At 58.5% G+C, this 26063-nt stretch carries 21 protein-coding genes; 1 reads left to right on the forward strand and 20 read right to left on the reverse strand.

Annotation, left to right across the window (positions count from 1 at the left end):
- Window position 1: 1 nt before the first annotated feature.
- From C4S63_RS00945 to cysM, 15 genes are all read right to left on the reverse strand, one after another.
- Complete coding sequence (locus C4S63_RS00945) at window positions 2–1522, reverse strand: capsule assembly Wzi family protein (protein WP_234999898.1); 1521 nt, start codon at window positions 1520–1522, stop codon at window positions 2–4.
- Between the two features lie 380 nt (window positions 1523–1902).
- Complete coding sequence (locus C4S63_RS00950) at window positions 1903–2538, reverse strand: SDR family oxidoreductase (RefSeq protein WP_103916428.1); 636 nt, start codon at window positions 2536–2538, stop codon at window positions 1903–1905.
- Between the two features lie 187 nt (window positions 2539–2725).
- The gene (locus tag C4S63_RS00955) at window positions 2726–3250 is read right to left on the reverse strand and encodes a lipocalin family protein (RefSeq protein WP_103916429.1); all 525 of its coding nucleotides are present in this window, start codon (window positions 3248–3250) and stop codon (window positions 2726–2728) included.
- 291 nt (window positions 3251–3541) lie between these two features.
- Window positions 3542–3985: a transposase gene (locus tag C4S63_RS17570; protein ID WP_103916430.1), complete on the reverse strand. Its 444-nt coding sequence runs from the start codon at window positions 3983–3985 to the stop codon at window positions 3542–3544.
- 302 nt (window positions 3986–4287) lie between these two features.
- Window positions 4288–6537 carry a molybdopterin-dependent oxidoreductase gene (locus C4S63_RS00965; protein WP_103916431.1) on the reverse strand — a complete coding sequence of 750 codons (2250 nt, stop codon included), beginning with the start codon at window positions 6535–6537 and terminating at the stop codon, window positions 4288–4290.
- Between the two features lie 649 nt (window positions 6538–7186).
- On the reverse strand, window positions 7187–7843 hold the full coding sequence (locus C4S63_RS00970) for a transposase (protein ID WP_353935706.1): 657 nt from the start codon (window positions 7841–7843) through the stop codon (window positions 7187–7189).
- 40 nt (window positions 7844–7883) lie between these two features.
- Window positions 7884–8402: a hypothetical protein gene (locus C4S63_RS00975; protein ID WP_103916432.1), complete on the reverse strand. Its 519-nt coding sequence runs from the start codon at window positions 8400–8402 to the stop codon at window positions 7884–7886.
- A gap of 80 nt (window positions 8403–8482) precedes the next feature.
- Window positions 8483–9157, reverse strand: a complete 675-nt coding sequence (locus tag C4S63_RS00980; protein ID WP_062816414.1) for a response regulator transcription factor — start codon at window positions 9155–9157, stop codon at window positions 8483–8485.
- Window positions 9154–10710: a cell wall metabolism sensor histidine kinase WalK gene (locus tag C4S63_RS00985; RefSeq protein ID WP_103916433.1), complete on the reverse strand. Its 1557-nt coding sequence runs from the start codon at window positions 10708–10710 to the stop codon at window positions 9154–9156. Before C4S63_RS00985 ends, C4S63_RS00980 begins: the two co-directional genes overlap by 4 nt.
- Window positions 10711–10980: 270 nt before the next feature.
- Window positions 10981–12123 carry an OprO/OprP family phosphate-selective porin gene (locus C4S63_RS00990; protein ID WP_103916434.1) on the reverse strand — a complete coding sequence of 381 codons (1143 nt, stop codon included), beginning with the start codon at window positions 12121–12123 and terminating at the stop codon, window positions 10981–10983.
- A 359-nt stretch (window positions 12124–12482) separates the two neighbouring features.
- Entirely contained in the window at window positions 12483–13274 is a 792-nt protein-coding gene (gene mazG / locus C4S63_RS00995) for a nucleoside triphosphate pyrophosphohydrolase (RefSeq protein ID WP_103916435.1), read from the reverse strand.
- A gap of 152 nt (window positions 13275–13426) precedes the next feature.
- Complete coding sequence (relA, locus tag C4S63_RS01000; protein ID WP_103916436.1) at window positions 13427–15664, reverse strand: GTP diphosphokinase; 2238 nt, start codon at window positions 15662–15664, stop codon at window positions 13427–13429.
- 84 nt (window positions 15665–15748) lie between these two features.
- Window positions 15749–17089: a 23S rRNA (uracil(1939)-C(5))-methyltransferase RlmD gene (gene rlmD, locus C4S63_RS01005; protein WP_062816409.1), complete on the reverse strand. Its 1341-nt coding sequence runs from the start codon at window positions 17087–17089 to the stop codon at window positions 15749–15751.
- 160 nt (window positions 17090–17249) lie between these two features.
- On the reverse strand, window positions 17250–18029 hold the full coding sequence (locus C4S63_RS01010; protein WP_103916437.1) for a 3'-5' exonuclease: 780 nt from the start codon (window positions 18027–18029) through the stop codon (window positions 17250–17252).
- 50 nt (window positions 18030–18079) lie between these two features.
- Window positions 18080–18976 carry a cysteine synthase CysM gene (gene cysM, locus C4S63_RS01015; protein WP_103916714.1) on the reverse strand — a complete coding sequence of 299 codons (897 nt, stop codon included), beginning with the start codon at window positions 18974–18976 and terminating at the stop codon, window positions 18080–18082.
- A gap of 334 nt (window positions 18977–19310) precedes the next feature.
- On the opposite strand from cysM, the gene C4S63_RS01020 reads away from it, so the two are divergent.
- On the forward strand, window positions 19311–22019 hold the full coding sequence (locus C4S63_RS01020; RefSeq protein WP_103916438.1) for an ATP-binding protein: 2709 nt from the start codon (window positions 19311–19313) through the stop codon (window positions 22017–22019).
- Window positions 22020–22343: 324 nt separating this feature from the next.
- Here the strand turns inward: C4S63_RS01020 and pdxJ are convergent, their stop codons facing one another.
- The 5 genes from pdxJ to C4S63_RS01045 all read right to left on the reverse strand — a co-directional run bounded on the left by pdxJ (window position 22344) and on the right by C4S63_RS01045 (window position 26061).
- Complete coding sequence (gene pdxJ / locus C4S63_RS01025) at window positions 22344–23084, reverse strand: pyridoxine 5'-phosphate synthase (RefSeq protein WP_103916439.1); 741 nt, start codon at window positions 23082–23084, stop codon at window positions 22344–22346.
- Window positions 23085–23262: 178 nt separating this feature from the next.
- On the reverse strand, window positions 23263–23934 hold the full coding sequence (gene recO / locus C4S63_RS01030) for a DNA repair protein RecO (RefSeq protein ID WP_103916440.1): 672 nt from the start codon (window positions 23932–23934) through the stop codon (window positions 23263–23265).
- A gap of 162 nt (window positions 23935–24096) precedes the next feature.
- The gene (gene era, locus C4S63_RS01035; protein ID WP_103916441.1) at window positions 24097–25005 is read right to left on the reverse strand and encodes a GTPase Era; all 909 of its coding nucleotides are present in this window, start codon (window positions 25003–25005) and stop codon (window positions 24097–24099) included.
- Window positions 24998–25684: a ribonuclease III gene (rnc, locus tag C4S63_RS01040; RefSeq protein WP_063508150.1), complete on the reverse strand. Its 687-nt coding sequence runs from the start codon at window positions 25682–25684 to the stop codon at window positions 24998–25000. The genes era and rnc overlap by 8 nt, the downstream gene beginning before the upstream one ends.
- Window positions 25681–26061 carry a DUF4845 domain-containing protein gene (locus C4S63_RS01045; RefSeq protein WP_231874197.1) on the reverse strand — a complete coding sequence of 127 codons (381 nt, stop codon included), beginning with the start codon at window positions 26059–26061 and terminating at the stop codon, window positions 25681–25683. Before C4S63_RS01045 ends, rnc begins: the two co-directional genes overlap by 4 nt.
- Window positions 26062–26063 lie beyond the last annotated feature (2 nt).

Here is a 26063-nt window from a genome sequence, read left to right on the forward strand (position 1 = left end):
GTTACCAGTTTATGTGCCGGGTCCACTTTAGACCTGCAGTCAATCTTTCTCTTTCTTCGAATACTGTTTCAACGGGTTCATCGGTGGCTGATAACAGCCAGTCCAATCGCCCTCCCAGCATAGGGTGCTGAATTCGCAGCTCGGCGAGGAAAATGTCCTGCTCTTCAACGGACTGCAAGGTAGCAGCACCGTCCTCAGTGATGACCGCACGTATCATGCCGTCCTGGTTCAGGGTGGCCTGGGACAAATTCAGCCCAACGGTGACATCGTTACGGAAGTATTGCTGTATGCCTAATGTGATCGCGCTGGCATCACCTTCCCAAGTGGAAGTCATTGTACGTCCGTAGTGGCGAAACCCGGACTCGTAGGTGCTGTGCTCCAGAGCTGAATTCAGACGACGCTCACTGAGCCAGCTGCCTGACACAGTCTCCGTCGCCTCTACGAAAAACCGCTGAGAGCCTTGTCCTAGATCAGTGACCACATCAAAGCCGGCGAGTGAAGAATATTTGGAGGGCAAGCCCCCTGCTTCATCCTCGCCCATGAACTGACCGTAAACGCCCAACGGTACATCGCCCGGGGTCAGGGAAAGGCGGAAATCGAAACCACCAATCTGATTACTTGGGTCTTCATCAGCGGAAAGACCCGACGTTTCACCATTATCGCGGCCGATGACGGCATTCCAAAAGTCATCCAGGCCCTGCGGCCGCCCTTCTCCGCCCCACTGGGCCAGGCGGGTCAGGCCGATTTGCAGGGAATCCAGCGGGTTGAACACGAAGCGAGCGCCGAGCAGGCGCGCTTCTGGTACCGCACGGTCACTTTCCAGCTGGCCGGCGATGACCTGCAGGTCCCAGGGGCCGATCCAGCTTAACCAGGGGCTTTCCGGTGCCAGGGGCATGTGCCGGGACATCCACAACCCGGGTACCGGGCGGGCGTTGTTGGAGAGCGTCAGGGAGCTCTGCCAGCCCGGGCCCCACCAACGGTCAACGGCGCCAACGCCGAGCTGCCAGTTGCCGACGATACCGGCCAGGTAGGTATCGTCGAAGCGCAGATGGGTGTCGTCACGCTCGCCATCCACGTAGCTCACTGCCAGGTTGGCGGCCCAGCGCTCACCCATGCTGTAGAGGGCGATCTGGCTGGTGGCTTCATCTTCGACCTGGGAGGAGAAACTGGTGTAGAGCGGTTCTTGCGTGGCACCACCCAGTGTCAGCTGGGCGCCGGTGGTGGCCTGGCGGGTAGTTTCAAGGGCGTTCTGCAGATAGGCGGAATGCTGATTTTTGCAGGCATTGGCCTGATCCGATGATTGTTGCGCCAAGGCCAGGCGGTAGCCTTTCATGAGAGCCGCCCAGCTGATGGGCCAGGTGAGGGTAATGCCTTTCAGGCACCCCTGGCTTTGCAGGGCTTCAATATGATGGCGCGCCGTCAGATCGCCGGCTTGCACCCAGGGGGTAGCCGCCTGGGAAGATGCGCTAAGGCCGATGCACAGGGCTCCGAGCCAACGAATTAGGGAGGGAGATAACCGCACTAGGACGTCCTATCCTTCTTGTGGTGCATAACAAGAGGCGCATTATGCGTGCTTAATCTTGTCAGCTATATGACAAGGGGCCGCATTTTACAGTTTGTTTACGGGAATGCGAACGGTTTACGACGCTGATCGAAATGAATTCAGGCGGACGCCTGAGCCGAGCCTGTTAATAGTAGCTTAGGGGGGTTTCGCGGGGTAAGTGGCTTGTCTGACAAAGCGGAGAACTTGCGCCTGAGCGACTCGGCAGGTTTACCAAACCGTTGGAGCCTTGCTTGCCAAGGCGAAGGGCTGGAAGCCGGCGCCGTGCCTGGCCCAAGGCTTTCGCTTTGCGAGCAAAGCTCCAACGGATTTTGGGGTTGGGCGGTCGCGGTTATTTTGACTCAGAGCGCATCGAGGGCTTCCCGGATCGGGGTTGCGCCGGCGATGACGTCGAATTCCCGGTTGTCCAGCTCGGCTCGAGCAGTATCAGAAAGCACTTTTGCCACATCTTCGCGTGATATGTCACCGAAGTTCTTCAACTTCTCTGCAATTTCCACTTTCTCCAGGGGCGGTTCCTCGGTGAGCCGGCCCGGGCGAACGATGGTGTAGTTGAGCCCGCTGGCGCGCAGGTGGTCGTCGGCCTTGCCCTTGGCAGTGAAGTAATGGCGTAGCTTTTCCGGGCCGGATGCCGGGTCGTCGGCGCGCATGGAGCTGACCATGATGAAGCGCCCTACTCCCTGTTCTTTTGCCTGGTCGATCAGGCTAATGGCACCGTTCTGGTCCACGTCGATGGTTTTCTCCGGGCCAGTGTGAGGGCCGGAGCCGGCAGTGAAGATGACCGTATCCTGGCCTTCCAGGGCTTTGCTGCAATCCCCTTCCAGATCCGCTTCCACGACTTCATGGGCGCCCAGGGTCTCCAGGTCGGCTTTCTGGCTCAGATCACGGACCATGGCGCGCACCTGAATATTGTCTGCCACCAGATGGGGGATCAGGCGACGACCGATTTTGCCGTTGGCGCCGGCGATCAGAACATTCATGGGGGCTCCTTGCTTGTCATGGCTGGTAGTTTAGTGATGGAGGGTTGGGGATGGATTTCAAGGGGGGGAGGGGCAGGAGCCGCCGTTGGAGCCTTGCTCGCAAGGCGAAGGGCTGCGTACCTACCAATTCGCTTTGCAAGCAAAGCTCCAACGAATAGTGGGGGCTTCTCGGCTTCTGCTCAGCGAATCATTCATCCCACTGCTGTGGCACTTCTTGCAGTTCGTCCAGGTTGTAGCCCCGGTCCTGGGCGATGCTTTTCAGCTTGCTGTAGGTGGCGTCGCTGATATGCGGCTGGCGGGCCATGATCCAGAGGTAGTCGCGTTTTTCGCGGCCGATGATGGTGGTCTGGTAATCCTCGTCCACGTACAGCACCCGGAAATCCGCCTTGAAGGGCCAGATAAAGCGCATACCCCAGATGGCCGGGTCCACATCGCTGACGAAGCCGGTGGGGGTCATGCGTTTGAACTCCCCGTCGAACCCGCCTTTGCGGAAGGTGAAGGTGGTGGCAATCTTGTTGGGGCCAATGCGTTTGTAGTTCTCCACCGCATTGTAGGCACCCTTTTCCGGCAAGGTGGGAATATTGGCGATCACGTACCAGTCGCCCATGAAACGGTCCAGATTCAGGTTGTCAGCAATCTGGATCGGGTCTTGCGGGTGGGTTTGGCAGGCTTGCAGCATGATCAGACTCACAATGATTAGGATGCGGCGCATTGGGGATCTCCTTTATGGGGAGAATGCCGCATGGTGGGACAAGGCGGGGTGAATGTTGCCAAGGCAATCGGGCTGGATAACTCCGTAATCAGGCCCAAAACCATGGGGAACAATGAGCTGCGGGAACGGAGCGTTGCGAAGTAACGCCCGCAGGGCGGCCCGAAGGGCGGCCCGAAGGGTGAGCGAAGCGAATAACCGATGTTCACATCGCGAAGGGGTGCCGGGAAGGCTGTGCCAACGTCTTCGCGATGCAAGCATCGCTTCCCACAAAAGGCGCGGGGGGGAAAGCCTTCAAAGCCAGGCGGCATTCCAGAATGGGTAATCTCGTACTGACTTTACTAGTCCCGCCCTGACCGGGTTGGCGATGATGTAGCGGGCTGTCGGCTTGAGGGCTTGTTCACTTCTCAGGGCATGATCATGGAAGCCCGGTTGCCAGATGGGCTGATCCTGATACCGGGAAACCCTTGCCTTTACCATTCTGATTATTTGAGACAGCTCGTGCTTTTCCGTAGTAGATAGCAACCAGTGGATATGGTCAGGCATGACCACATAGCACCAGGTATGGCTGGCGCCCTGGGTGTCAGACCGGGTGATGGCTCTGCAGGCCTGGCAGGCCGTAGTGAAATGGGAAAACCATGGGTACCTGCCTGCTGTGGTGAATGTGACCAGATAGGGTCGGCCTACCTCTGAGAACCGCCCTTTTCTCAGGGAATGGCTGTGGTATCGGTGAGTCATGAATGGAGAGGCTATCGGGTAGAGCCTGAGCTGGCTGTCAGTGATTGGGGGTGATGGGTGTCATCCAGGTGGGACAGTTGTCTGAGTTTGGGGGAGTTACAGATGGTTGGGGGGCTTGGGTAGGTGGGTGCCAACTTCTTCGTTATGCAAGCATGAGTTATTCGCTGCGCTCACCCTTCGGGCCGCCATCCTGGCGTTACTTCGCTGCGCTCTGTTCCCACAAAAACCATCCCAGGCGGCAACGGAGTTTGTGGGAAGCGATGCTTGCATCGCGAAGAAGTTGGCACGGAGCTATTACAGAACTACCCCGCCTTCTTCTGGCTTTTGGCGGCGGTGGCGGGTTCCACTTTTACCGGGATGCCGTTGAGCTGGGCCATGGCGGTGACGGCTTCGACGCGGTTGCTGCCGATGATGTCGTTGACGCTCTGGCCAGCCACCCGGCGGGCAACACCCAGTTGTACGCCTTCCCGATCATGGCCCCAGCCGTGGGGCACGCTGATGACGCCGGGCATGATGTCATCGCAGAGCCAGGCTGGCAGGGTGATGGTGCCGGCGGGAGTGCTAACGACCACGTCGTCACCGTCGGCCACGGCCAGGCGTTTGGCATCGTCCGGGTGGATCATGGCGTTACAGCGACCCTTCCCTTTCACCAGACGCTGGCTGTTGTGCATCCAGGAGTTGTTGCTGCGGATGTGGCGGCGGCCAATCATCAGCATCTGGTCAGGCTCCACCGGTTTGGGCGCGGGCAGGCCCTGCAGGGCACGGAAGTAGAGGGCCGGCACCAGGTTGATGCGCTGGTCCCGGGTGAACAGCCGCTCCGGGAGCATGGGCTCCAGGGGGCCGAGATCGATGCCGTGGGGCTCGGCCAGCAGCTTTTTCAGGGTCAGGCCCTTGCGCTCGCCTCTCAGGACTTTCCAGGCCACTTTGGGCAGGGAATGCAGGCCGTTGCGGCGCAGGTCGTCCAGCACCTTGCCGCCGGTGCCGTAGGGCCCCAGCCGCAGGCCCAGATCCACCAGACCGCGATCGCCCAGTTTGCGGACAAAGCGGTCGGTGGCGGCGATTTGCAGGCGGGTTTTGCGGTCCCGGGCGCGCAGGCGATTGAGCCTTGTGGTCAGGCCATTGAGGATCTCCCAGTCGTGCAGGGAGCCTTCGGGTTTGGGCACCAGCGGCGGGGTGAATTTGACCACGTTGCGCACCGCCACGGCCTGGAAGATGGGGTCGAACTGGGCGTGTTCCAGCTGCCCGGTGGGCGGCAGAATGATGTCCGCGTGGCGGGTGGTTTCGTTGATGTAGAAGTCGATGCTGACCATGAAATCCAGGTTGCTCAGGGCCTGATCGAGCTTCTGGCCATCGGGACAGGACAGCACCGGGTTGCCGGCGTGGGAGACAAAGGCTTTCACCTGCCCCTTGCCGGGCGTGAGCATTTCGTCGGCCAGGGTGGTCACCGGGAATTCGCCGCCGAATTCCGGGTAGCCGTGCACCCGGCTGCGGTACCGGTCGAAGCTGCCGGTGTCGCCGCTGAGGGCACCAATGGCAACGATGTCGAAGGCGGGTTTGGTGAACATGACGCCGCCTTCCCGGTCCAGATTGCCGGTGAGGATGTTGATCACATAGACCAGCCAGGCACTGAGGGTGCTGTGGGCACTGGTGGTGACGCCGACGCGGGAGTAGATGGCAGCGCGTGGGGCGGCGGCGATATCGCGGGCCAGTTTGCGGATGGCATCAGCGGGCAGGCCCACGGTGTCTGCCACTTTTTCCGGTTTCCAGTTGGCCACCAGGCGGGCCAGGTCCTTTTTGCCATCGAGAATGTTGTCCAGCTGGCCTGGGGCCACCAGCAGCTCTTCGAACAACACCTGGACGATGGCCAGCAGCAGGTAGACGTCGGTGCCGGGGCGCACGAAGTGGTGTTCGTCGGCGACCTTGGCGGTTTCGGTGCGGCGCGGGTCGATGACCACTACCCTGCCCCCGCGTTTCTGAAGTGCCTTCAGGCGCCCTTTCACGTCCGGCACGGTCATGATGGAGCCGTTGGAGGCCAGCGGGTTGCCACCGATGATGAGGAAGTAGTCGGTGCGGTCCACATCGGGGATGGGAAACAGGGCCTGGTGGCCGAACAGTTGCCAAGTGGCAAGCTGGTGCGGGAGCTGGTCGGCGGAGGTGGCGCTGTAGCGCTGGCGGCTGCGCAGGGCTTTCACGAACGGCAACAGGGTAAAGAGCGCCCCGTGGTTATGGGCGGTGGGGTTGCCGAAATAGAGCGCCACCGAATCCTTGCCGTGAGTCTCCTGGATGTTGTGCAGGCGCCGGGCGGTTTCGTCCAGGGCCTCGTCCCAGCTGATCGGCACCCAGCCATCGGCGGTGCGTTTCACAGGGTGGCGCAGGCGGTCCGGGTCGTGGTGCAGGTCCTGCAGGGCCACGGCCTTGGGGCAGATGTGGCCTTTGCTGAACGGGTCGTCCTTGTCGCCACGGATGGCCAGAATCTCGTCACCGCGATGCTCGATCTCGATGCCGCACATGGCTTCGCAGAGGTTGCAGGTGTGGTAATGCGTCTGTTTCATCCGTGACCTCGTCCTGGCGCTTTGGCTTGGAGTGTTCTTGATAACAGACGTGCAAAGAGGATGCCATGATTTAATCGGAAACGATGCCCCACCCCACCGTGAAACCGTTGGAGCCTTGCTCGCAAGGCGAAATGCTCCGCTGACCGCCCCAGCCGTGAATTCGCTTTGCGAGCAAAGCTCCAACGGTGGATTCGTGATTCGCTCGGAATGGGGGGGCCGGATCGTTGGTGCCTTGCTCGCAAGGCGAAGGGCCCCGTTACCCACCCCGGGCGTGAATTCGCTTTGCAAGCAAAGCTCCAACGGCGGATTCGTGATTCGCTCGGGATGAGGAGGTCCGGATCGTTGGAGCCTTGCTCGCAAGGCGAAGGGCCCCGTTACCCGCCACGGGCGTGAATTCGCTTTGCAAGCAAAGCTCCAACGGCAGATTCGTGATTCGCTCAGGATGGGGAGGTCCGGATCGTTGGAGCCTTGCTCGCAAGGCGAAAGGCTCCGCTGCCCGCCACGGGCGTGAATTCGCTTTGCAAGCAAAGCTCCAACGGCGGATTCGTGATTCGCTCGGGATGAGGAGGTCCGGATCGTTGGAGCCTTGCTCGCAAGGCGAAGGGCTCCATTAACTGACATAGCCAGTGTCTTCACTCACCGCGACAATTTATAGCCAGGCCGCATCCCAATAAGGGTACTCCCCTACACGCTCAACCAATCCCGCCCGGAGCGGGTTGGCGATGACATAGCGAGCGATAGGCAAGAGATCCTCATCCGAACGTAAGGCGCGGTCATGAAACCCCTTTTGCCAGAGATTAACTTCCACCAGACGAGAACATTTACCCTTGAACATCCTGACCGTCTGCTCAAGTGAATATTTGCCATTGAGGCAAAACAGCCAGTGGCAGTGATCCGGCATCACCACAAAACACCAAGTGTGGCTGGCTCCCATACGGTCAAGACTCTGGATTGTCCGGCAAGCCTCTCGGGCCGGGAGATGATTGGCAAAGTGGGGATATCTATGGCGGGTCGTACATGTCACCAGATAGACCTGGCCGGTAATAGATACGCGCCCTCCTCTCAAGCGCTGTGTTTGATATCGATATGTCATACCGAAATCATCGCCGTAGATGAAAGCGTAAACGACAGCAGAATGGACCAAACGCTGTAGGTCAGTTGAGATAATCGACGTAATCCACGGCTGAGGTTCGCCTTGCGAGCAAGGCTCCAACGGCTTCGCTGGCCTGCCAGAGTAGTTCACGCGGCGGGTAGGTAGTGCTGGAGTTGCGAGGGGTAACAGGTCAAAACAAAAAAAGCCGCCCATTTGCGTGGGCGGCAATGCTTCAAGATTGAGGGGGGAGAAATTACTTCGCGTACGGCAGGGATGAGTGATGCAGGTTGATCAACAGCTCATCATCCACATGCGTATAACCGAAGCTGTATTCTACTTTGACTTCTTCACCCTCGACGGTGGTGAAGAAGTAATTTCCCATGGCAATGGCCTGATTGCCATTAATGATCACTTCTTCATTTTCAAAGCGGACATTGGTCCAGGGCTTGATGGCGAAGCCCTTGTCTTCTTCGATCATGCCACCGACGAAGTAGCTCAGTGCTTCATCAACGTCACCACGGAACTGGTCGTCGGCTGCCAAGGTAGGCTTGAAGGCTACCGAGCCATGGTCATACGCGTACAGGTCATCAATCAGTTCTTTTGCCGCTTCGGTGTAATCACCACCATCAGTTTTGACTTTACCGATTTCAACAATGCCATCGCCCCATTTTTTCTGGGCCTCGATGATGTCTGCCTCCGAAATGCCGGAAGCGTAGACAGAAGCGGAAAAAAGAGACAAAGCCGAGAAAGTGAATAGAGACTGAATTTTCATGAATTGACTCCTGTTAAGTTTCAGGAGTTACTCTATCGACACAGCCATGAACAGGTACTTTAGGCAACATTAACAGAAGATTAACGTTGATCAGAATTCGAGACTCGGTACCCAACGCCACGGACGGTTTCGATAAAAGAGCCATCGTCATTCAATTTGACGCGTATTCGGCGAATATACACATCGACAATATTTGTCATGGGGTCTTCGCTGTTTGACCAAACTCGCGACAATATCTTCTCTCTCGAAAGAACCTTGCCCTGGTTAGTCAAAAAGTATCTTAGAAGATCAAACTCCATTTGTGTCATCTTGACCACAATGTTGTTTTTCCACACCAGACGCTGGTCGACATCCATGACAACATCACCCGACTTCAGCAAGTCTTCAGCATGCTGGGAAAACCGTCGGGAGAGCGCCTCTATCCGCGCAAGAAGCTCCTCAAAATCAAAGGGTTTGCCCAGGTAATCATCCGCTCCGGACCTTAACCCCAGAATTCTGTCTTCAGTATCATCCAGGGCTGTGAGCATCAAGACTTTGGTTTCCGGCTTTTTTTCCTTGATTTTAGTCAGAACATACATGCCATCTTTTTTGGGTAGCATACGGTCCAGGATAACCAACTCATAATCGCCAGAAAGGCAAGCCTGCAGGGCTTTCTCTCCATCCGAAGCCACATCGCAAAAATACCCCTCAGCCTTGAGCCCCCGGAATAAAAAAGAAGCAAGCCTTTCTTCATCTTCTACGATAAGAATCTTCATACACTCTCTTCACAAGGCAGCTCAATCTCAATGGAGGTCCCTTTGCCCAAATCGCTCTCAAGATTAATTTTCCCTTCATGGGCATCAATGATCGATTTGGCAACAGCCAGGCCCAGCCCAACCCCCTTACTTCGGGATGAGGATCTTCCTCCTCGGTAGAAACGCTCAAAGACAAAAGGAATGTCCCGGGGATCGATACCAACGCCATCATCAGTAACACGAACAACCGCCTTGTCCTGTTGCTTCATAACAGAAACCTTCACTGATGACCCTTCACCAGCGTAAGAAAGGGCATTCTCTACCAGTATGATAAAAAGCTGCTTTATCCTGTCTGGGTCAATGACCGCGAAAACCGGCACCGGATAACTTGCCTCAAGAGAGACATCATTCTTGTCTGCCAGGGATCGCATATCACGGATAACTTCATCTGCCAAAGCCGTGATTTCAACATTACGCTTGTCAATACGCATGGTGCCAGAGTCTGTGCGCGCCACAAACAATAGATCATCAACCAGGTGCGACAATGATATTGCCTGTTCATGGATACAGGTAAGTGCATCCTGATAATCCCTCACATCCCTGTCTGAATGACGTAATGCCACCTGCGCTTCACCCCGGATAATAGTGAGCGGTGTCCTGAGCTCATGGCTGATGTCCGCAAGAAAGCTCCGTCTGACTGAGTCACTCTTGGCCAGCTCTGCATTCACCGCCATCAATTCTGTTGTTCTTTGTGAAACTTTATACTCCAGTTCCAGACGCGCCTGATCTTCAGACAAGTGCTGGATCTGTAATTTCTCGGTCATGACGTTAAATAGAACCGCTATCTGGTCAAATTCTCTGTCGAATCCGCGAGGAACCCTGTATGAAAAGTCCCCTTTACCAATTGCATCTGCCGCATCACTGATTGCTGAAAGCGGCCGGGTTACGGAATTGACCAGAACCCATACTCCCACACCCATCAAAACAACCGCGAGAAAACCCAGCCCAATCGAAACCCAGAATATGGTTACATTCATGGCATCAATGCGCGCATTGAATGCTTTGACTACATTAGTTTGTCGAACAACCGCGGAATTAATGGAGTCTCTGAATTCAACATCGATCTTTTCTTCGAGAATAAACTTCATCTCATTTTCAATTTCACTCAGTGGTAGCTTGGAGATACCTTCAAGTGAATAGATAATTGAATCGATGATTTTCTCAAGGTCATCTGTATCCTCTATAGTGCCCTGAGTATATTCCTCTCCTGCTGTTTCTCTTTGCTGGCGCTCCAGAACCTTGATTTTCCCCAGGGATTCAGAAACCAGCGCCCTTTTGTTTCTCACTTTTGCCTGATTTGCCTGGTCCCCGAAGAGAATCTCGTCGGTAAGCTGTTTGAAAAGACGATAAGAGGTACTGGATAGCTTGAGGTGTTCAGAAAGCAGAGAGTTTGCCATATTGATCTGCTGGATCTGCTTCGCGGTCACAAAGGATGACCAAACGATAGTAATCACCGCCAGCACAACGAGAACAATACTCAGGAAGGAAAAGGCAACAATTTTTCTTTTGTACACATTTTTTCCCCAATATCACTCTCACGACCCCAGTTTGGGCTCAGGGTGGAGGCCAGTAAACCCGCAGGCACGACTCTCAGGCATCAAGGAGAGACGCCTTCTGACAGAAACCGATAATCCTTACCGGCAGGCAAGAATAATCCGAACAGCTGCCTGTACAGGGAACCCATCCGCTTCCAAACAAAAAAATCGAGCCCCAGAGGAGGCTCGATTCTAGAAAATACCCTGAATCAGGGCAAGACTGCGTCAATAGACTTGTTAAGACATGCTTTAGAATGCCATCTGGGCACGCAGGGCCACCTGATTGGACTCATCACCAGTGAGGGTATTCTCACCCATCACGTAGTTAAGCATGAAGCGCATGGCAGGGTTGAGGTAGTAATTCACGCCAACACTGGTCGTTTCTGCTTCCAGGTCTGTTACATCCTTGTTTTCAATGTAGTCATAACGTGCGGTCAGCTGGACAATGTTGTTGCCTTTAGCAGTGGTAAAGACACCTTTGCTGGACTTGTACGGCTTCATTTGACCAGTCAGCGTATACGCACCCTGGATGTAGTAGGTTTGAACCTCTTCATCATCACCGGTGGCATTGCCAAAATCTGCAATGGCATATTCAGCCTGCGCAAACACAGGGCCCGCTGAAATGGCGGCTTCAAGACCAACAGTGTTGACACTTTCGCCTTCTGTGGTCAGAGCGATCGTCTCGCTGGGACCACGGCGGCCCACATAGTCAGCCTCGGCTTCGAAAGCGGTGGTCATGCTGTTGGCATTTTCCACAGAGTAGGAAGCACCCATGTGCACTACCATGTTGTCTTGCATGATCGGTGCAAATGTCGCCCGGGCAGAACCGCCCAGACCCTCGTTACGGTTATCCCCAGCTGACTTGGTATTGAAACCCGCTACACCCAGGGTGTACTGGTCATCAGAGATCAAATAGCCAACACCTTGCTGGAACTGACGGCCGTTGTAGATACCCGTGGCGGAAGCGTAAGGACGCTCCATCATCAGAATATCGTTGGAGCTGGTGATTTCTTCCATGCTTCTGTAAGGCTTGAACTGACCAATAGTCAGTTTACCGGGACCGACTTTGGTGTAGATGTTCATGTCACGGAAACCGGTACCCGTGGTGCCACTTTGACCGGCAAAGTCGTTTTCAAAGACATAGCCCCAGTTATACAGCTTGCCCTTCAGGGTGATACGGGCACGACGAAACTCAGAAGTACTTGTTGAATCAGTCAGGTCGTTATCAAAAGCATAAGCATCGAAATGAATACGACCACCAACAGAACCCTCGAAGGAGCCGTCAGAGGATACAATTTTCAGATTGCCGCGCGTAGACGCTTCGTCTGCAATAACCATTGCCGGGCTGGCAACAGCCGCCCCGACCAAAACTGCTAACATTTGCTTCTTCATTTGGTTCTCCCTCAATCAGGCAATTCAGACGTTTTAAACAGTACTGCTTATCCCTGCGCAAACAGGCTTTGTTACTGCTTGGTGACGCAGTATGGGGAGTTAGAGTGACGGAAAAGTTGCTCAAATGTGAAGTTTTTATTTCAGCGGGAACTTTTGGGCAGAGAACACAGCAACGCGCTTTCTATCAAGCCGTTGTAACAGTAGGAGTTCCCTTCCAGGGGACGAACCGCGCGTTGCGCGGAAATCGTCGCAGGACGACGAGGAGTACCACGACTCGACAGGTTTATCAGCAGGCGATAGGCAAACGCTGCTACTTCTTTTCCTCGCCAAGGCTCGGATTCGCACCCCAAGCGGTGCTCCTACAGCGGCTCCGTAGACATCCTTTTTGCCTGCTGCCAGGCAGCTTCCAGGGCGTCGTCGTCGAGGGTGTCGAGCGGTTCTGGCTGGTCCTGCTCCATTTGCCGGAAGCGGCGTTCGAATTTGGCGGTGGCCTTGCGCAGGGCCTGTTCCGGGTCCAGCTTCAGGTGGCGGGACAGGTTGACGAGGGTGAACAGCACATCGCCGAATTCATCCTCGATGGCGGTCCGCTCGCCGCTGGCCATGGCCTCATCCAGTTCCGCCAGTTCATGGTCCACCTGGCGGCGTACCGGGGGTGTCTCCGGCCAGTCGAAGCCCACCTTGGCAGCTTTCTTCTGGACTTTGGCTGCCCGCTGCAGGGCCGGCAGGCCGGCGGGGACGCCATCCAGGGCGCTGTCATGGGCCCGGCCCTTGGCCGCCCTCTCCTGTTGCTTGATGGCCTCCCAGTTGACCTTCACGGCGGTTTCGTCGGCGGCGTCCGACTCGCCGAACACATGGGGGTGACGGCGCACCATCTTGTCGCACAGCACCTGAACCACCTGATTGAAATCGAACAGGCCCTTTTCCCGAGCTATCTGGGAATGAAACACCACCTGCAACAACAAATCCCCCAGCTCTTCCTTCAACTCCGGGTAATCCCGCTGGGCAATGGCCTCCGCCACCTCGAAGGCTTCCTCGATGGTATAGGGGGCGATGGAATCGAAATCCTGCTTCACATCCCAGGGGCAGCCGGACTCCGGGTCGCGCAGGCGGGACATGATGGATAGCAATCGGTCTATGGAGTGCTTTGGCATGCTTTCCCCTGATTCGTAGCGGCCATGCTTGTGATCAACGTGAGGGATTAAGTCGGCAGTTGATAGTGGACAGTTGACAGCTAAACCCCCGAAACCCTATCACGTGGCCGCTGGTTTTTAGCTGTCAACTTTTAACTGTCCACTGTCAACTATCATTTCTTATACCGCCGCACCTCAAGCACGCCCTTCAACTGGTCCATCTTGGCCAGCACCTTGCCCAGGTTGCCGAGGGTGGCGATTTCCAGGGTGAGGAGCATGGTGGCGGTGTTGTCGTCCTGGTGGGACTGGGTGTGAACGGCGGTGACGTTGACCTTTTCGTTGGCCAGTACCGCGATCACGTCCTTGAGCAATCCCTGACGGTCCCAGGCGCGCAGGAAGATATCCACCGGGTAGGTGATGCGGTCGGCTTCCCCCCAGGTGACTTCGATCACCCGGTTGGGGTCGTCGCCCTGCATGGCCAGCAGTTTTTCGCAGTCGGCCCGGTGCACCGTGACACCGCGGCCGTGGGTAATGAACCCCATCACCGGGTCGCCGGGAACCGGCTGGCAGCAACCGGCCATGTGGGTCAGCAGGTTGCCCACGCCCTGAATGGTCACATCGCCGGATTTCGAGGCCTTGGGCTTGGAGAGCACCAGGTCCAGCTCCCGCTGGCTGTCGTCCGGCTGCAGGGACTGGACCTGGTTGACCACATGCCCCGGGCGCAGGTCACCAGCCCCCAGGGCCGCCAGCACATCGTCGCCGGTCTTCAGATTCAGGTGCGGTGCCAGGGTATCCAGGTCCACCTTTTCCAGGGCCAGGCGGGACATCTCCTTTTCGAGCATGGCCTTGCCCTGAGTGATGTGCACGTCACGATCCTGGCGCTTGAACCACTGGTGGATGCGCGCCCGCGCCGAAGAGGTGGCCACATAGCCCAGTGACGGCGTCAACCAGTCGCGGCTGGGGCCGCCCTCCTTGGCAGTGAGGATGGTGACCTGCTCGCCGGTGTTGAGGGTGTAGTTGAGCGGCACGATGTGGCCGTTGATCTTGGCTCCCCGGCAGCGGTGCCCCACTTCGGTATGGATGTGATAGGCAAAGTCCACCGGGGTGGCGCCGGCCTCCAGGTCCACCACGTGGCCATCCGGGGTGAACACATAGACCCGGTCGCTGACCAGGCCATGGCGCAGCTCGTCCACCATGGTGTCCGGGCTGTCCTCGCCCAGCTCCTCATGCCATTCGAGTACCTGGCGTAGCCAGGCAATCCGCTGTTCGTAGTCGCTGACACCGCTCTTGCCCTTCTTGGCGCCTTCCTTGTAACGCCAGTGGGCACAGACGCCCAACTCCGCCTCTTCGTGCATGGTGAAGGTACGGATCTGAACTTCCAGCATCTTGCGTTCCGGGCCCACCACCGCCGTGTGCAGGCTCTGGTAGCCGTTGGCCTTGGGGCTGGCGATATAGTCGTCGAATTCCTTGGGCACGTGTTGCCACAGGGAATGGACGATGCCCAGGGTGGCGTAGCAGTCGCGCAGCTCCGGCACCAGTACCCGCACGGCGCGCACGTCATAGACTTCGCCGAATTCCAGATGCTTTTTCTGCATCTTCCGCCAGATGCTGTAGATATGCTTGGCCCGGCCGTGGACTTCGGCGCCGTGGATGCCGTTTTTCTCCAGGTAGCCACGCAGTTGCTCCAACACATTGTCGATGTACTGTTCCCGGTCCAGGCGTTTTTCATCCAGCAGCTTGGCGATCTTCTTGTAGGCGCCGGGTTGCAGATAGCGGAAGGACAGGTCCTCCAGCTCCCACTTGAGCTGCCCGACCCCGAGTCGATGGGCCAGGGGCGCATAGATATCGAAGATTTCCTGGGCCACCTTGCGCTGACGCTCGGGCTCGGATTCCTTCACGGCGCGGATGATCACGGTCCGCTCGGCCAGCTTCACCAGGGCCACGCGCACGTCGTCGACCATGGCCACCAGCATTTTGCGCATGTTGTCGAGCTGGCCGTCCTGCTGGCCGAGCACGGCCTTGCGGGTAGGGTTCAGGTTGGTGCTGATGGCCGCCATGCGCAGCACGCCTTCGATCAGGCGGGCCACGTCCGGGCCGAATTCCTTTTCCACTTCCGGCAGGGACATCTGCCCTTCGCGCACGGAGCGGTAAAGGATGGCTGCGGGCAGCACATCGGTGTCGGTGCCCAGATCCACCAGCACTTCGGCCATTTCCAGGCCGATATCCAGGCAGCCCTTACCGTAAGGCCAGTGGCGACCGGCCGCTTCCCCGGCCATCTGACACTGTTCCGCCCGCTCACAGGCCTGCTCCAGTGCCTCGCCGTTGCGTACCGGGGCCCGGGTGTCCAGGTTCGCCAGCCAGTCACGCCAGTGACCGGTGGTGCCTTCTGTGGGACGGCGTACCGTTACCATGTGCTTTCCTTCTGGTTTAGGTGGCGAGCCAAGGCTGAAGCCACCCTCGTTGGCGCCTGAAGAGTCTGGCGTCAACGGCTCACATCATTTCTTTTCGAACACCGCGATGGATTCCACGTGGGTGGTGTGGGGGAACATGTCCATCACCCCCGCCGCTTTAAGACGGTATCCCAGGGCGGTGAGTTCCCCGGCATCGCGGGCCAGGGTGGCCGGGTTGCAGGACACATAGACGATCCGCTTTGCACCAAACCGGGGCATCAATTTCACCATCTCCAGCGCGCCGGTGCGCGGTGGGTCAATCAGGATACGATCATATTTGCGATTGGCCCAGCTCTGCCCGGCCACATCCTGACTCAGATCCCAGGCGTGGAATTCCAGGTTTTCCAGGCCATTGCGGCGGGCATTCTCGTAGCCGCGCTCCACCATGGCCTTGCTGACTTCCACCCCGACCACCTTGCCGGCCCGCTTTGCGGCCGGAATGGTGAAATTGCCCAGGCCACAAAACAGGTCGAGCACGGTGTCATCGGGGGAGATATCCAGCAAATCCAGTGCCAAGGGCACCATCTTGCGGTTGATCTCCGCGTTGACCTGGGTGAAGTCCGTGGGGTGAAAGGCCAGCTCCACATCGGCGGAGGGGTGGCGGTAGTACAGGCGCTCCTCGTTCTCCGCCCCGGTGAGGGCCGGCCAGATGCGGTGCACGGTGCTTTCGTTGCCCGGTTGCAGGTACAGGTGCCAGCCCAGCGGCTGACAGAAATCCAGGAAGGCCTGCTGGTCTTCATCGGGCAGCGGGTCCAGATGGCGGATGATCAGCGCCACATCCTCATCGCCGGCGGCCAGTTCGATCTGCGGGATGCGGCTGCGACTCTTGAGGCCGTGCATCAGGGTACGCAGATCGGAGAGGCGATGGCCCACGGACGGAATCAGCACTTCGCACTGCTGCAGCTGGGCGATGAAACTGTTGCGCTTTTCCCGGAAGCCCACCAGGGTTTCGTCCTTGGCTTCCACATATTTCACGCCCATGCGGGCCTTGCTGCGATAGCCGGTGACCGGGCCACTGAGTGGCGGCAGCCATTCCTTCGGCGCCAGACCCCCAAAGTGCTGGAGCTGCTCACGCAGTACCGCTTCCTTGCGGGCGATCTGCACGTCCGGGTTCATGTGTTGCAGGCTGCAGCCGCCGCACAGGGTGCTGTGCTGGCAAGGGGGCTCCACCCGATCCGGGGAGGCACGCACGATCTCCACCGCCTTGCCCTCGTCGAACTTGCGGCGCATGTAGGTGAACTTGAACATCACCTCTTCGCCGGGCAGGGCGTTGTCGATAAAGGTGGTCTTGCCATCACGACGGGCAATGCCGCGGCCGTCGTGGCTGAGCGATTCAATGCTGGCGGGCTCCGGGGTTTCCGGTAACTGCTTGCGTTTTCGGGCCATAATTCCAAATCATAGTTGACAGTTGATAGTGGACAGTTGACAGCTACGCGATAGAAGTTTCAGTGACAGAAATGCCAGGGGCCGCGCGGAAAGTCTGAACGCGGCCTCTTGCCATCCAGATCCAACCCGCGTTGCCCGCGACGCTGTCAACTGTTAACTATCAACTGTCAACTGATGTCCAGGCTTCCAGGAAGCCCAGAAAGTGCGGATGGCCTTCGGCTTTCAGGTAGTCCTGCAACAGGGTCAATTCCTGTTCGTAGCCGGTGGGGTCCAGCTCGCCGCGCATCAGCTGGAAGCGCAGGTAGACCAGCCAGGTGTTGAGCACATCGGTCTCGCAGTAATCACGAATACCCTTGAGGTTGCCTTCCTGGAAGGCGTCGAACACCTTGCCGCCGCTCATGCCCATCTTGCCGGGGAAGCCCAGCAAGGTGGCGATCTGGTCCAGCGGGGCGTTGGCCCGGGCGTTGAACAGGGCCAGCTGGTCCATCAGGTCCAGGTGGCGCTGGTGGTAACGGCTCAGGTAATTGTTCCATTTGAAGCTGGAGTCTTCGTTACCGGTTTCCCAGTAACGGCGGGCCTGCACACCATGCTTGAGGGCACGGTAATGCAGCACCGGCAGATCGAAGCCACCACCGTTCCAGCTCACCAGATTCGGGGTAAAGCGGTCGATACCGTCGTAGAAGCGCTCGATCAGCTCTTTCTCACTACTGTCCTCGTCCCCCAGGGACCAGACCTTGATGCCCTGGGTGGAGCGCAGCACCACAGAGATGGCAACGATGCGATGCAAATGCAGGCGCAGGAATTCGGTGCCGTTTTCCTGGCGGCGCAGATTCAACAGGGCACTGGCGGTGTCCTTGTCACTGAGGCCATCCAGATCGTAAATGCGGCGTCCGCCGTCCAGATCGGGGATGGTTTCGATGTCGAATACCAGTACGTTCATTCAGCTCTCCAAAATGGCAAGGGCCCGCTTTAGGTGGCGGGCATCCAGCGTCAGGCTTGTTGCTGGAACACCCCGGTGGACAGGTAACGGTCGCCACGGTCGCAGATGATGGCCACGATGACGGCGTTCTCCAGTTCTTCGCTCAGGCGCAAGGCCCCGGCCACGGCACCGCCGGAGGAGACACCACAGCTGATACCCTCTTCCCGGGCCAGCCGGCGCATGGTGTGCTCGGCCAGGGCCTGATCCATGTCGATGACCCGGTCCACCCGGGAATCATCGTAGATGGACGGCAGGTACTCCTTCGGCCAGCGACGGATGCCGGGAATGGAAGAGCCTTCGGTGGGTTGCAGACCGATGATCTGGATCGCCGGGTTCTGTTCCTTCAGGAACATGCTGCAGCCCATGATGGTGCCGGTGGTGCCCATGGAACTGACAAAATGGGTAACGCCACCCTGGGTATCGCGCCAGATTTCCGGGCCGGTGCTTTCGTAATGGGCCATGGGATTGTCCGGGTTGGCGAACTGGTCCAGCACCCTGCCCTCACCCCGGGCCTGCATGGCCTGGGCCAGATCTCGGGCGCCTTCCATGCCTTCTTCCTTGCTCACGGAAATCAGCTCGGCGCCGTAGGCAGCCATGGCGTCGCGGCGTTCCTGGCTCTGGTTGGCGGGCATGATCAGTTTCATGCGGTAGCCGCGCATGGCAGCGGCCATGGCCAGGGCAATGCCGGTGTTACCACTGGTGGCTTCGATCAGGGTATCGCCGGGCTTGATCTCTCCGCGAGCCTCGGCCTTCATGATCATATTCAGGGCCGGGCGATCTTTCACCGAGCCTGCCGGATTGTTGCCTTCCAGCTTCACCAGAATGGTATTGGTGGTGTCGCCCGGCATCCGCTGCAGGCGAACCAGGGGCGTATTGCCCACGGTCTGTTCGATGGTTTTATGGTTCATGGCGCGCATTGTACCTAAAAGCTGGCACGGGGGAGACTCCCCAAAGGTGATCACTACAGGAGCGAGGTACGAGGAGCGAGTTACGAAAAGCAAAACCGGTTTTATGCCTTTCGCTCCCCGTAACTCGTACCTCGACACTCTATTCCATAGCCATACACGACTGATGCCAGCGAAAAAGCGGCTCTGATACCGATGAGTCCAACAACAACAGGCGTTTTCTCCGTGTCCTCTGTGGCCTCAGCGGTGAAACAGGGTTCGGCAAAATGGCCGGGTTCGTGGCAGTGACCGGCATCTCGGGCATAATGGGCGAAAACAACAGCAACGACGGGGATTCATGGTCAACCAAAGCCTTCGCTCACGCCTGATGTTCATGACCATTCTGCCCGCTCTGATGGCGGCACTGGTGGTGGGCGGTTATTCCCTGGTGAGCCGGCTGGTGGACGTGCGCGATACCAATGCCCAGCGCCAACAGCTGGTGACCGACAGCTTTGCCGCCCGCCTGGAGAGCACCCCCGCCTCCGATACCGCCCGCCAGCAACAGCTGCTTCGCCAGTTACTGGAAGCCACGGACGTGCGCGCCGCCACGCTGGAATTCGAGGATGATCGCCCTGCCCTGCATGCCGGGCCAAGACTGCGGCCGGTGACCGCTATCAATCAGGACGATGCCGGCCAGCGACGGGTGACCGACACCAGTTGGCAACTGACCCGGGATATCAACCCGGGAGAGCCAGCCAGACTGACCGTAGAGTTCACCCGCCAGGGACAATATGTGTCGACGCTGGAGGGGCTGATTACCCTGATTATGGTGATGGTGGCGCTGATGTTGCTGACCCTGGTGCCGGCACTGCGTTTTTCCCGGCAGCTGACCAGCCCGATCGGGGAAATGGTGGACGCGGTGCAGCGGATTCGCGATGGCGACCTGAGCATGGCCATTCATACCCAGGCAAAAGGCGAGCTGGCAGAGCTGGAAACGGCCCTGCGCCAGATGGTGTCGGCGCTGGCGGATGCCCAGACCGAGCTGCAACAGAACGTGGACCAGGCCACTCAGGATCTGCGCGAAACCCTGGAAACCATCGAGATCCAGAATATCGAGCTGGATATGGCCCGCAAGGAAGCACTCAAAGCCAGCCAGATCAAATCGGAATTTCTGGCCAACATGAGCCATGAAATCCGCACGCCGCTCAATGGCATTATCGGTTTCACCAAGTTACTGGAGAAATCGGCCCTGAGCGCCCGGCAGCAGGACTATCTCGGCACAATCCACAAGAGTGCCGATTCACTGCTGGCGATCATCAATGACATTCTCGATTTCTCCAAGATCGAGGCGGGCAAGCTGTCCCTGGAGCACACCCCGTTGAACCTGCACGACCTGATTGAGGACGTGCAGACCCTGCTGGCACCCATGGCCCAGGAACGGGGCCTGGAGCAGGCGGCCATCATCTATTCGGATGTGCCGGTGAATCTGCTCGGGGATCCGCTGCGCATTCGCCAGGTACTGACCAATCTGCTCAGCAATGCCATCAAGTTCACCGAACAGGGCTCGGTGGTGGTGCGCGCCATGCTGGAGGAAGACCGTGGCGCGGAGGCCATCATCAAGCTGACGGTGACGGACACCGGTAACGGCCTGAGCCCGGAAGCCCAGAAGAATCTGTTCAGAGCCTTTACCCAGGCCGACCAGAGCGCCCGCCGCCAGGAAGGTGGCACTGGCCTGGGACTGGCCATCAGCAAACGTCTGGTGGAAGGCATGGGCGGCGAAATCGGTATCGACAGCAGCGAAGGCCAGGGCTCGACTTTCTGGTTCACGCTGCGTGCCGAGCGGGATCCCAAACAACGCCCTTCTGCCCATCTGGAACACTTCCGGGGCCGCACCGTGACCCTGGTGGAAACCGACGAGTATGGCCGCCTGGGCCTGTATCACATGCTCAGCCACTGGCAAATGCGTATCAACGAATACCATAGTCTGGACGCCTTGATGGCCGCGCTGGACCGGGGGGAGTTGATCAGCAGCGATTTCCTGATCGTCGGCCTGCCCGCCCACCCGGAAAAGCAGGCCATGCAGCCGGTGCTGGATAATCTGGCGGCCCTGGGTCAACCCCTGCTCGCCCTGAGCAACAACCCGGAAAGCGTCTGCCGCTGGCTTGAGCATTACCCCCACTGTCAGGTGCAAGGCAAGCCCGCCACACGTCAGCGCTTATTCAACGCCCTGATGGCCCTGAGCGGTGAATTGGAGGGCAAAGAACTGGATGCGGTCAGGGAAGATCCGCTGGCCTACCCGGTATCAGTGATGGTGGTGGACGACCACCCGGGTAACCTGAAACTGGCCCGGGTATTTCTGGAAGAGCTGGGCGCTACGGTTACCGCTTGCGACAGTGGCCAACAGGCACTGGATGCGTTCCGTGATCAGACATTCGATATGGTGTTCATGGATATCCAGATGCCCGGCATGGATGGCAAGACCACGGCCGCCAGAATGCGCGAACTGGAAGCCCCCGGCTGCCATACGCCGATTGTTGCCCTGACCGCCCATGCCCTGGAAAGCGAACGCCGGGATCTGCTCGACAGCGGCCTGGATGATTACCTGAGCAAACCGATTACCGAAGGGCAGCTTCGCCATACCCTGGAACAGTGGGTGATGGACCAACCTGGCGGCCCCCTTGCTGAGCCGGGAGAGGAAAGCGAGCCGGTCAGCGACAGGGTGTTCGATGCGGACCTGGCCCGCCGACGGGCCGGCGGCCGACAAGCGCTGGCCGATGAAATGCTGAAGATGCTGCTGGACAGTCTGGCGGAAGACCGGCCTGCCATTTCGTCCGCTTTTGACAGTGCGGATCAGGACGCCTTGCTGGAGCGTGTCCACAAACTCCACGGGGCAACCCGCTATTGCGGTACCCCCCGCCTGGAGCATGCTGCCAAGACTCTGGAAGAAGCCCTGAAAACCGGTACCGAACGGGAGGCATTGGCGTCGATGGTGTCCGCCCTGTGCGATGAGATCTGTGCGCTGGAACAGTTGTGGCAGGATCAGGGCGAGGAGGCTGCTAGCTCCTAGTTTCGCGTCGCGACGCGGGCTCGACCGTGCAGGCTCGAGGTGCGTTGCCCGCGTTTGTAGGAGCGGCGCTCGCAGCGCGATTGGGGCCACCAGTACCCCCTCACCCGTTGGAGCCATGCTCGCATGGCGAATAGGGTTGGGGTGGTACGAACCCGGTGTTACCTGGATGACCTGTCGAGCCCTGAGATTCCTGATCGCCCTGCGGTCAATTCCGTGCTTCGCACGGTTCGTCCCCTGGAAGGGAACTCCTACAGCGGCTTCGTAGACATTCCAGTATCAGGGAAACTTTTCGACCCTTCTTAATCCTATCAGTGTGGCTTGTAGCTAGACGCCAGCCCCTGTCACCTGGTCCATCAGCGCTCGCATACTGCGAACGGCTTCGTCCAGGCCGGAGATCACCGCGCGGGCAATGATGCTGTGGCCGATGTTCAGTTCGTTGATGCCGGGGATCGCCGCAATGGGCAAGGTGTTGTGATAGTGCAGGCCGTGGCCGGCGTTGACCACCAGGCCCTGCTCCAGGGCATAGGCCACGCCCTCGCGGATTTTTGCCAGTTCCTGCTGTTCGCTGGCCGGGTCCGTGGCATCGGCATAGTGGCCGGTGTGGATTTCGATGGTGGGCGCCCCGCATTCGCGAGCGGCACGGATCTGCGCCGGGTCCGCGTCGATAAACAGGGAGACATCGATACCCGCTTCGGCCAACCGCTGGCAGCACTGGGCGACCCATGCCTGGTTACCCGCCACGTCGAGCCCGCCTTCTGTGGTCAGCTCTTCCCGTTTTTCCGGCACCAGACAGCAATGGGCCGGCCGGATGCGGCAGGCTATCCCAACCATTTCCTCGGTGGCCGCCATTTCCAGGTTCATGCGGGTTTGCAGCGTCTGTGCCAGTAGCTCCACATCCCGGTCATTGATGTGGCGACGGTCTTCGCGCAAATGCACGGTAATCCCATCCGCCCCGGCCTGCTCCGCCACCAGGGCAGCCTGAACCGGTTCCGGGTAACGGGTGCCCCGGGCCTGGCGGAGAGTGGCGATGTGGTCGATGTTAACGCCGAGCAATACTCTGGACATGGTGCTTTGCCTTCATTTCGTCGGTTACCGTAGGAGCCATGCTCGCATGGCGGAAATTACAGTCGCGAGGAACGAGTCACGAGAAGCGAAAGGCATAAACCCTCTTTTGCCCTTCGCAACTCGCTCCTCGTAACTCGCTTCTGATCTTTACCCTGCAAGCATGGCTCCTACAACGGATTCATTTCTCCCGAAACAGCTCACGGCTTTTCAGGGGTTTGTCTCCCAGGTGCGGGGCCAGCAATGCCCGGCACAGGTGGAGAGCGGTTTTGCGGGCTGCCGGCTGCCAGTCGCCATTGACGATGGCCAGTAAATCATTGCCATGGTACCCCTCACCAGCGGGCAACAGCCCCTGCTGCGGGTCCAGCAGATAGTATCCGTCAGGACGCACAGCCTCGCCGTGAATATCGTACCCCAGGGCGATGCCGTAGCCCATTTCCTCCAGCAGGCCCAGCTCGAACTGACGCAGGGCCACATCCAGACACTGTCCCTCCATGAGCGCATTGAGGGCCTGCTCGTAAAGCGGCCAGAGTTCCGGATGAGGGTCGTCTCGATGCAGTAACCGGATGAGCAGTTCGTTCAGGTAAAACCCGCAGTAAAGGGGCTTTCCCTGCAAGGCCAGGCGCTGCCCTCGGGGTTCACAACCGCGAAAATTGTATAGCTCGCCTGCGCTTTTCAGTTCAATCCACAGGGGGGTAAAGGGTGCCAGCAACGGATCCTTGCGCCCGCCCCGCACCACTGCTCCCACGCGACCCAATGCGGGCACAAACAACTCCACGATCAGGCTGGTATTGCGGAAGGGCCGGCGGTGCAACAGCCAGGCGGGTTGCAGGGTGTTGTTGTCGGGGATCATGGGGGCTGTTGAAAGTTCAAAGTTTAAAGTTTAAAAGCACGGAATAGCCCGGCAGTCACAGCCAGGCCATGCCCGCGACTCACCCGGCATAGAAGCGCGGAGAACCGTCTTCATGATACGCAACAGGCTTGTCCGCGCGCTTCAACTTTGAACTTTAAACTTTCAACTCCTCTCGTCATAGCCAAGGGAACGCAGGGCCCGGGCATCATCGGACCAGCCGGCCTTGATCTTCACCCACAGGTTCAGCATTACCTTGCGCTCGATAAGACGCTCGATATCTTCCCGGGCCTGGGTGCCAATCTGCTTGATGCGATCACCGCCGTCGCCAATAAGAATCTTTTTCTGGCCACGGCGCTCCACCAGGATGGCAGCGGAGATTTCGGTGATACGGGGGCCGTCTTCCCACATTTCCACTTCCACGCTGACCTGGTGGGGAAGCTCCTGGCCCAGCTGGCGCACCACTTTCTCCCGAATGATTTCTGCCGCCATAAAACGCAGACTGCGGTCGGTGAGCTGATCTTCGTCGTACCAGAATTCGCCTTCCGGCAAACGCTCTACCAGCGCTGTTTCCAGCGCTTCCAAGTTCTGCTCTCGCAGCGCAGATACCGGCACGACCGCATCAAAGGGATAACGCTCGCTGAGAGTCTCGATATGTGGCAGCAGCTGGGCCTTGTCGTCCAGGCTGTCTACCTTGTTGATGATCAGCAGCACCGGCATTTCCGGGTGCTGTGGCAACAGTGACAGCACATGCTCGTCCGCCGGAGTCCACTTGAGGCCGTCCACCATCATGCAGACCACATCCACCCCGCTGAGCGTGGAAACCGCAGCGTCGTTCATGGCCCGGTTGAGAGCCCGGTCCTGGCCGGTATGGATACCGGGGGTGTCGGCAAAAATGATCTGGTAGTGATCCCGGGTATGAATACCGTGGATGCGGTGCCGGGTGGTTTGCGGCTTACGCGAAGTAATGCTGACCTTTTGCCCGATCAGGTGATTCATCAGGGTGGACTTGCCCACATTGGGCCGGCCAACGATGGACACCATGCCACAGCGGGTCGGTTTTACGTCAGTCATACTGCTGCTCCAGCCAGCTCAGGACATTGGCCGCCACCTGCTGCTCAGCCTTGCGACGGCTGGCTCCCTGAGCCTTGAAAGTTTGTTGCATCTGTTCCAGCTCACAGGTCACTTCAAAGGTCTGCTTGGGGGCAAGCCCTTCCACCTGGGTGACCTGATAGGTAGGCAATTCGAATTTGCGGGCCTGCAGCCATTCCTGCAAGCGGGTTTTGGCGTCTTTCTGGGCACTCTGCGGAGTAATGATGCGTAGCCGCTCATCGAACCAGTCCAGCACCACCTTGCGGCACGGCGATTCGCCACCATCCAGCAGGATAGCGCCGATAATCGCTTCCAGGGCATCTGCCAGAATGGAATCGCGACGAAATCCGCCGCTCTTCAGCTCCCCTCCGCCCAGCACCAGGTAGTCCCCCAGCCCCAGCTCACGGGCCACAAGCGCCAGAGTCTGGCCGCGCACCAGCGACGCTCGCATCCGGGTGAGCTGCCCTTCCGCCGCGTCCGGGAAGCGCTCGAAAAGCGCGACGGAAATAATCTGCCCGAGCTGGGCATCGCCGAGGAATTCCAGGCGCTCGTAGTTGCGATGGCGACTGACACTGCGGTGAGTCAGTGCCAGCGCCAGGAGTTCAATATCATTGAACCGATAGCCCAACCGGGCCATCAAACGATCAAGATCATTATTCACTGGCGAACGTCTTTGCTGAACTCGTCCTGAAAGGTCATCACGATGCTGACGTTGTAGAACATGGGCTCGCGAACCTCATAATCAGTACTGATTTTGAGAATGCCGCCTTCCTTGCTGATCGCCAGGTCGTTGGCGGTGATCACGTTGACCTGGTTGATGGTAAAGCGCTTGTTCAGGGCATCCTGCACTTCACGGGGGGACATCAGCGCAGTCTTGCTGTCCTGCATCAACGACTTGATCGACGATGAAATCGTGTTGTGCTCCATGTACGCGGGCACCATTCGCAGGGCTGCGGTACCGAAGACCACGGCCACAAGCAGGATCACCGCCCAACCGATTAACGAAATTCCGCGTTGCTGTGATGGCATTGTCATCATTA

It is taken from the genome of Alcanivorax sp. DSM 26293, assembly GCF_900107995.1.
Taxonomy (GTDB): domain Bacteria; phylum Pseudomonadota; class Gammaproteobacteria; order Pseudomonadales; family Alcanivoracaceae; genus Alcanivorax.

Excerpts from the sequence above, each read along its gene's own strand:
- C4S63_RS00950 (WP_103916428.1), bottom strand. The coding sequence starts at position 2,538 with ATGAATGTTCTGATCGCCGGCGCCAACGGCAAAATCGGTCGTCGCCTG.
- C4S63_RS00955 (WP_103916429.1), bottom strand. The coding sequence starts at position 3,250 with ATGCGCCGCATCCTAATCATTGTGAGTCTGATCATGCTGCAAGCCTGC.
- C4S63_RS17570 (WP_103916430.1), bottom strand. The coding sequence starts at position 3,985 with ATGACTCACCGATACCACAGCCATTCCCTGAGAAAAGGGCGGTTCTCA.
- C4S63_RS00965 (WP_103916431.1), bottom strand. The coding sequence starts at position 6,537 with ATGAAACAGACGCATTACCACACCTGCAACCTCTGCGAAGCCATGTGC.
- C4S63_RS00970 (WP_353935706.1), bottom strand. The coding sequence starts at position 7,843 with ATGGGCGGCTTTTTTTGTTTTGACCTGTTACCCCTCGCAACTCCAGCA.
- C4S63_RS00975 (WP_103916432.1), bottom strand. The coding sequence starts at position 8,402 with ATGAAAATTCAGTCTCTATTCACTTTCTCGGCTTTGTCTCTTTTTTCC.
- C4S63_RS00980 (WP_062816414.1), bottom strand. The coding sequence starts at position 9,157 with ATGAAGATTCTTATCGTAGAAGATGAAGAAAGGCTTGCTTCTTTTTTA.
- C4S63_RS00990 (WP_103916434.1), bottom strand. The coding sequence starts at position 12,123 with ATGAAGAAGCAAATGTTAGCAGTTTTGGTCGGGGCGGCTGTTGCCAGC.
- mazG (WP_103916435.1), bottom strand. The coding sequence starts at position 13,274 with ATGCCAAAGCACTCCATAGACCGATTGCTATCCATCATGTCCCGCCTG.
- relA (WP_103916436.1), bottom strand. The coding sequence starts at position 15,664 with ATGGTAACGGTACGCCGTCCCACAGAAGGCACCACCGGTCACTGGCGT.
- rlmD (WP_062816409.1), bottom strand. The coding sequence starts at position 17,089 with ATGGCCCGAAAACGCAAGCAGTTACCGGAAACCCCGGAGCCCGCCAGC.
- C4S63_RS01010 (WP_103916437.1), bottom strand. The coding sequence starts at position 18,029 with ATGAACGTACTGGTATTCGACATCGAAACCATCCCCGATCTGGACGGC.
- cysM (WP_103916714.1), bottom strand. The coding sequence starts at position 18,976 with ATGAACCATAAAACCATCGAACAGACCGTGGGCAATACGCCCCTGGTT.
- C4S63_RS01020 (WP_103916438.1), top strand. The coding sequence starts at position 19,311 with ATGGTCAACCAAAGCCTTCGCTCACGCCTGATGTTCATGACCATTCTG.
- pdxJ (WP_103916439.1), bottom strand. The coding sequence starts at position 23,084 with ATGTCCAGAGTATTGCTCGGCGTTAACATCGACCACATCGCCACTCTC.
- recO (WP_103916440.1), bottom strand. The coding sequence starts at position 23,934 with ATGATCCCCGACAACAACACCCTGCAACCCGCCTGGCTGTTGCACCGC.
- era (WP_103916441.1), bottom strand. The coding sequence starts at position 25,005 with ATGACTGACGTAAAACCGACCCGCTGTGGCATGGTGTCCATCGTTGGC.
- C4S63_RS01045 (WP_231874197.1), bottom strand. The coding sequence starts at position 26,061 with ATGATGACAATGCCATCACAGCAACGCGGAATTTCGTTAATCGGTTGG.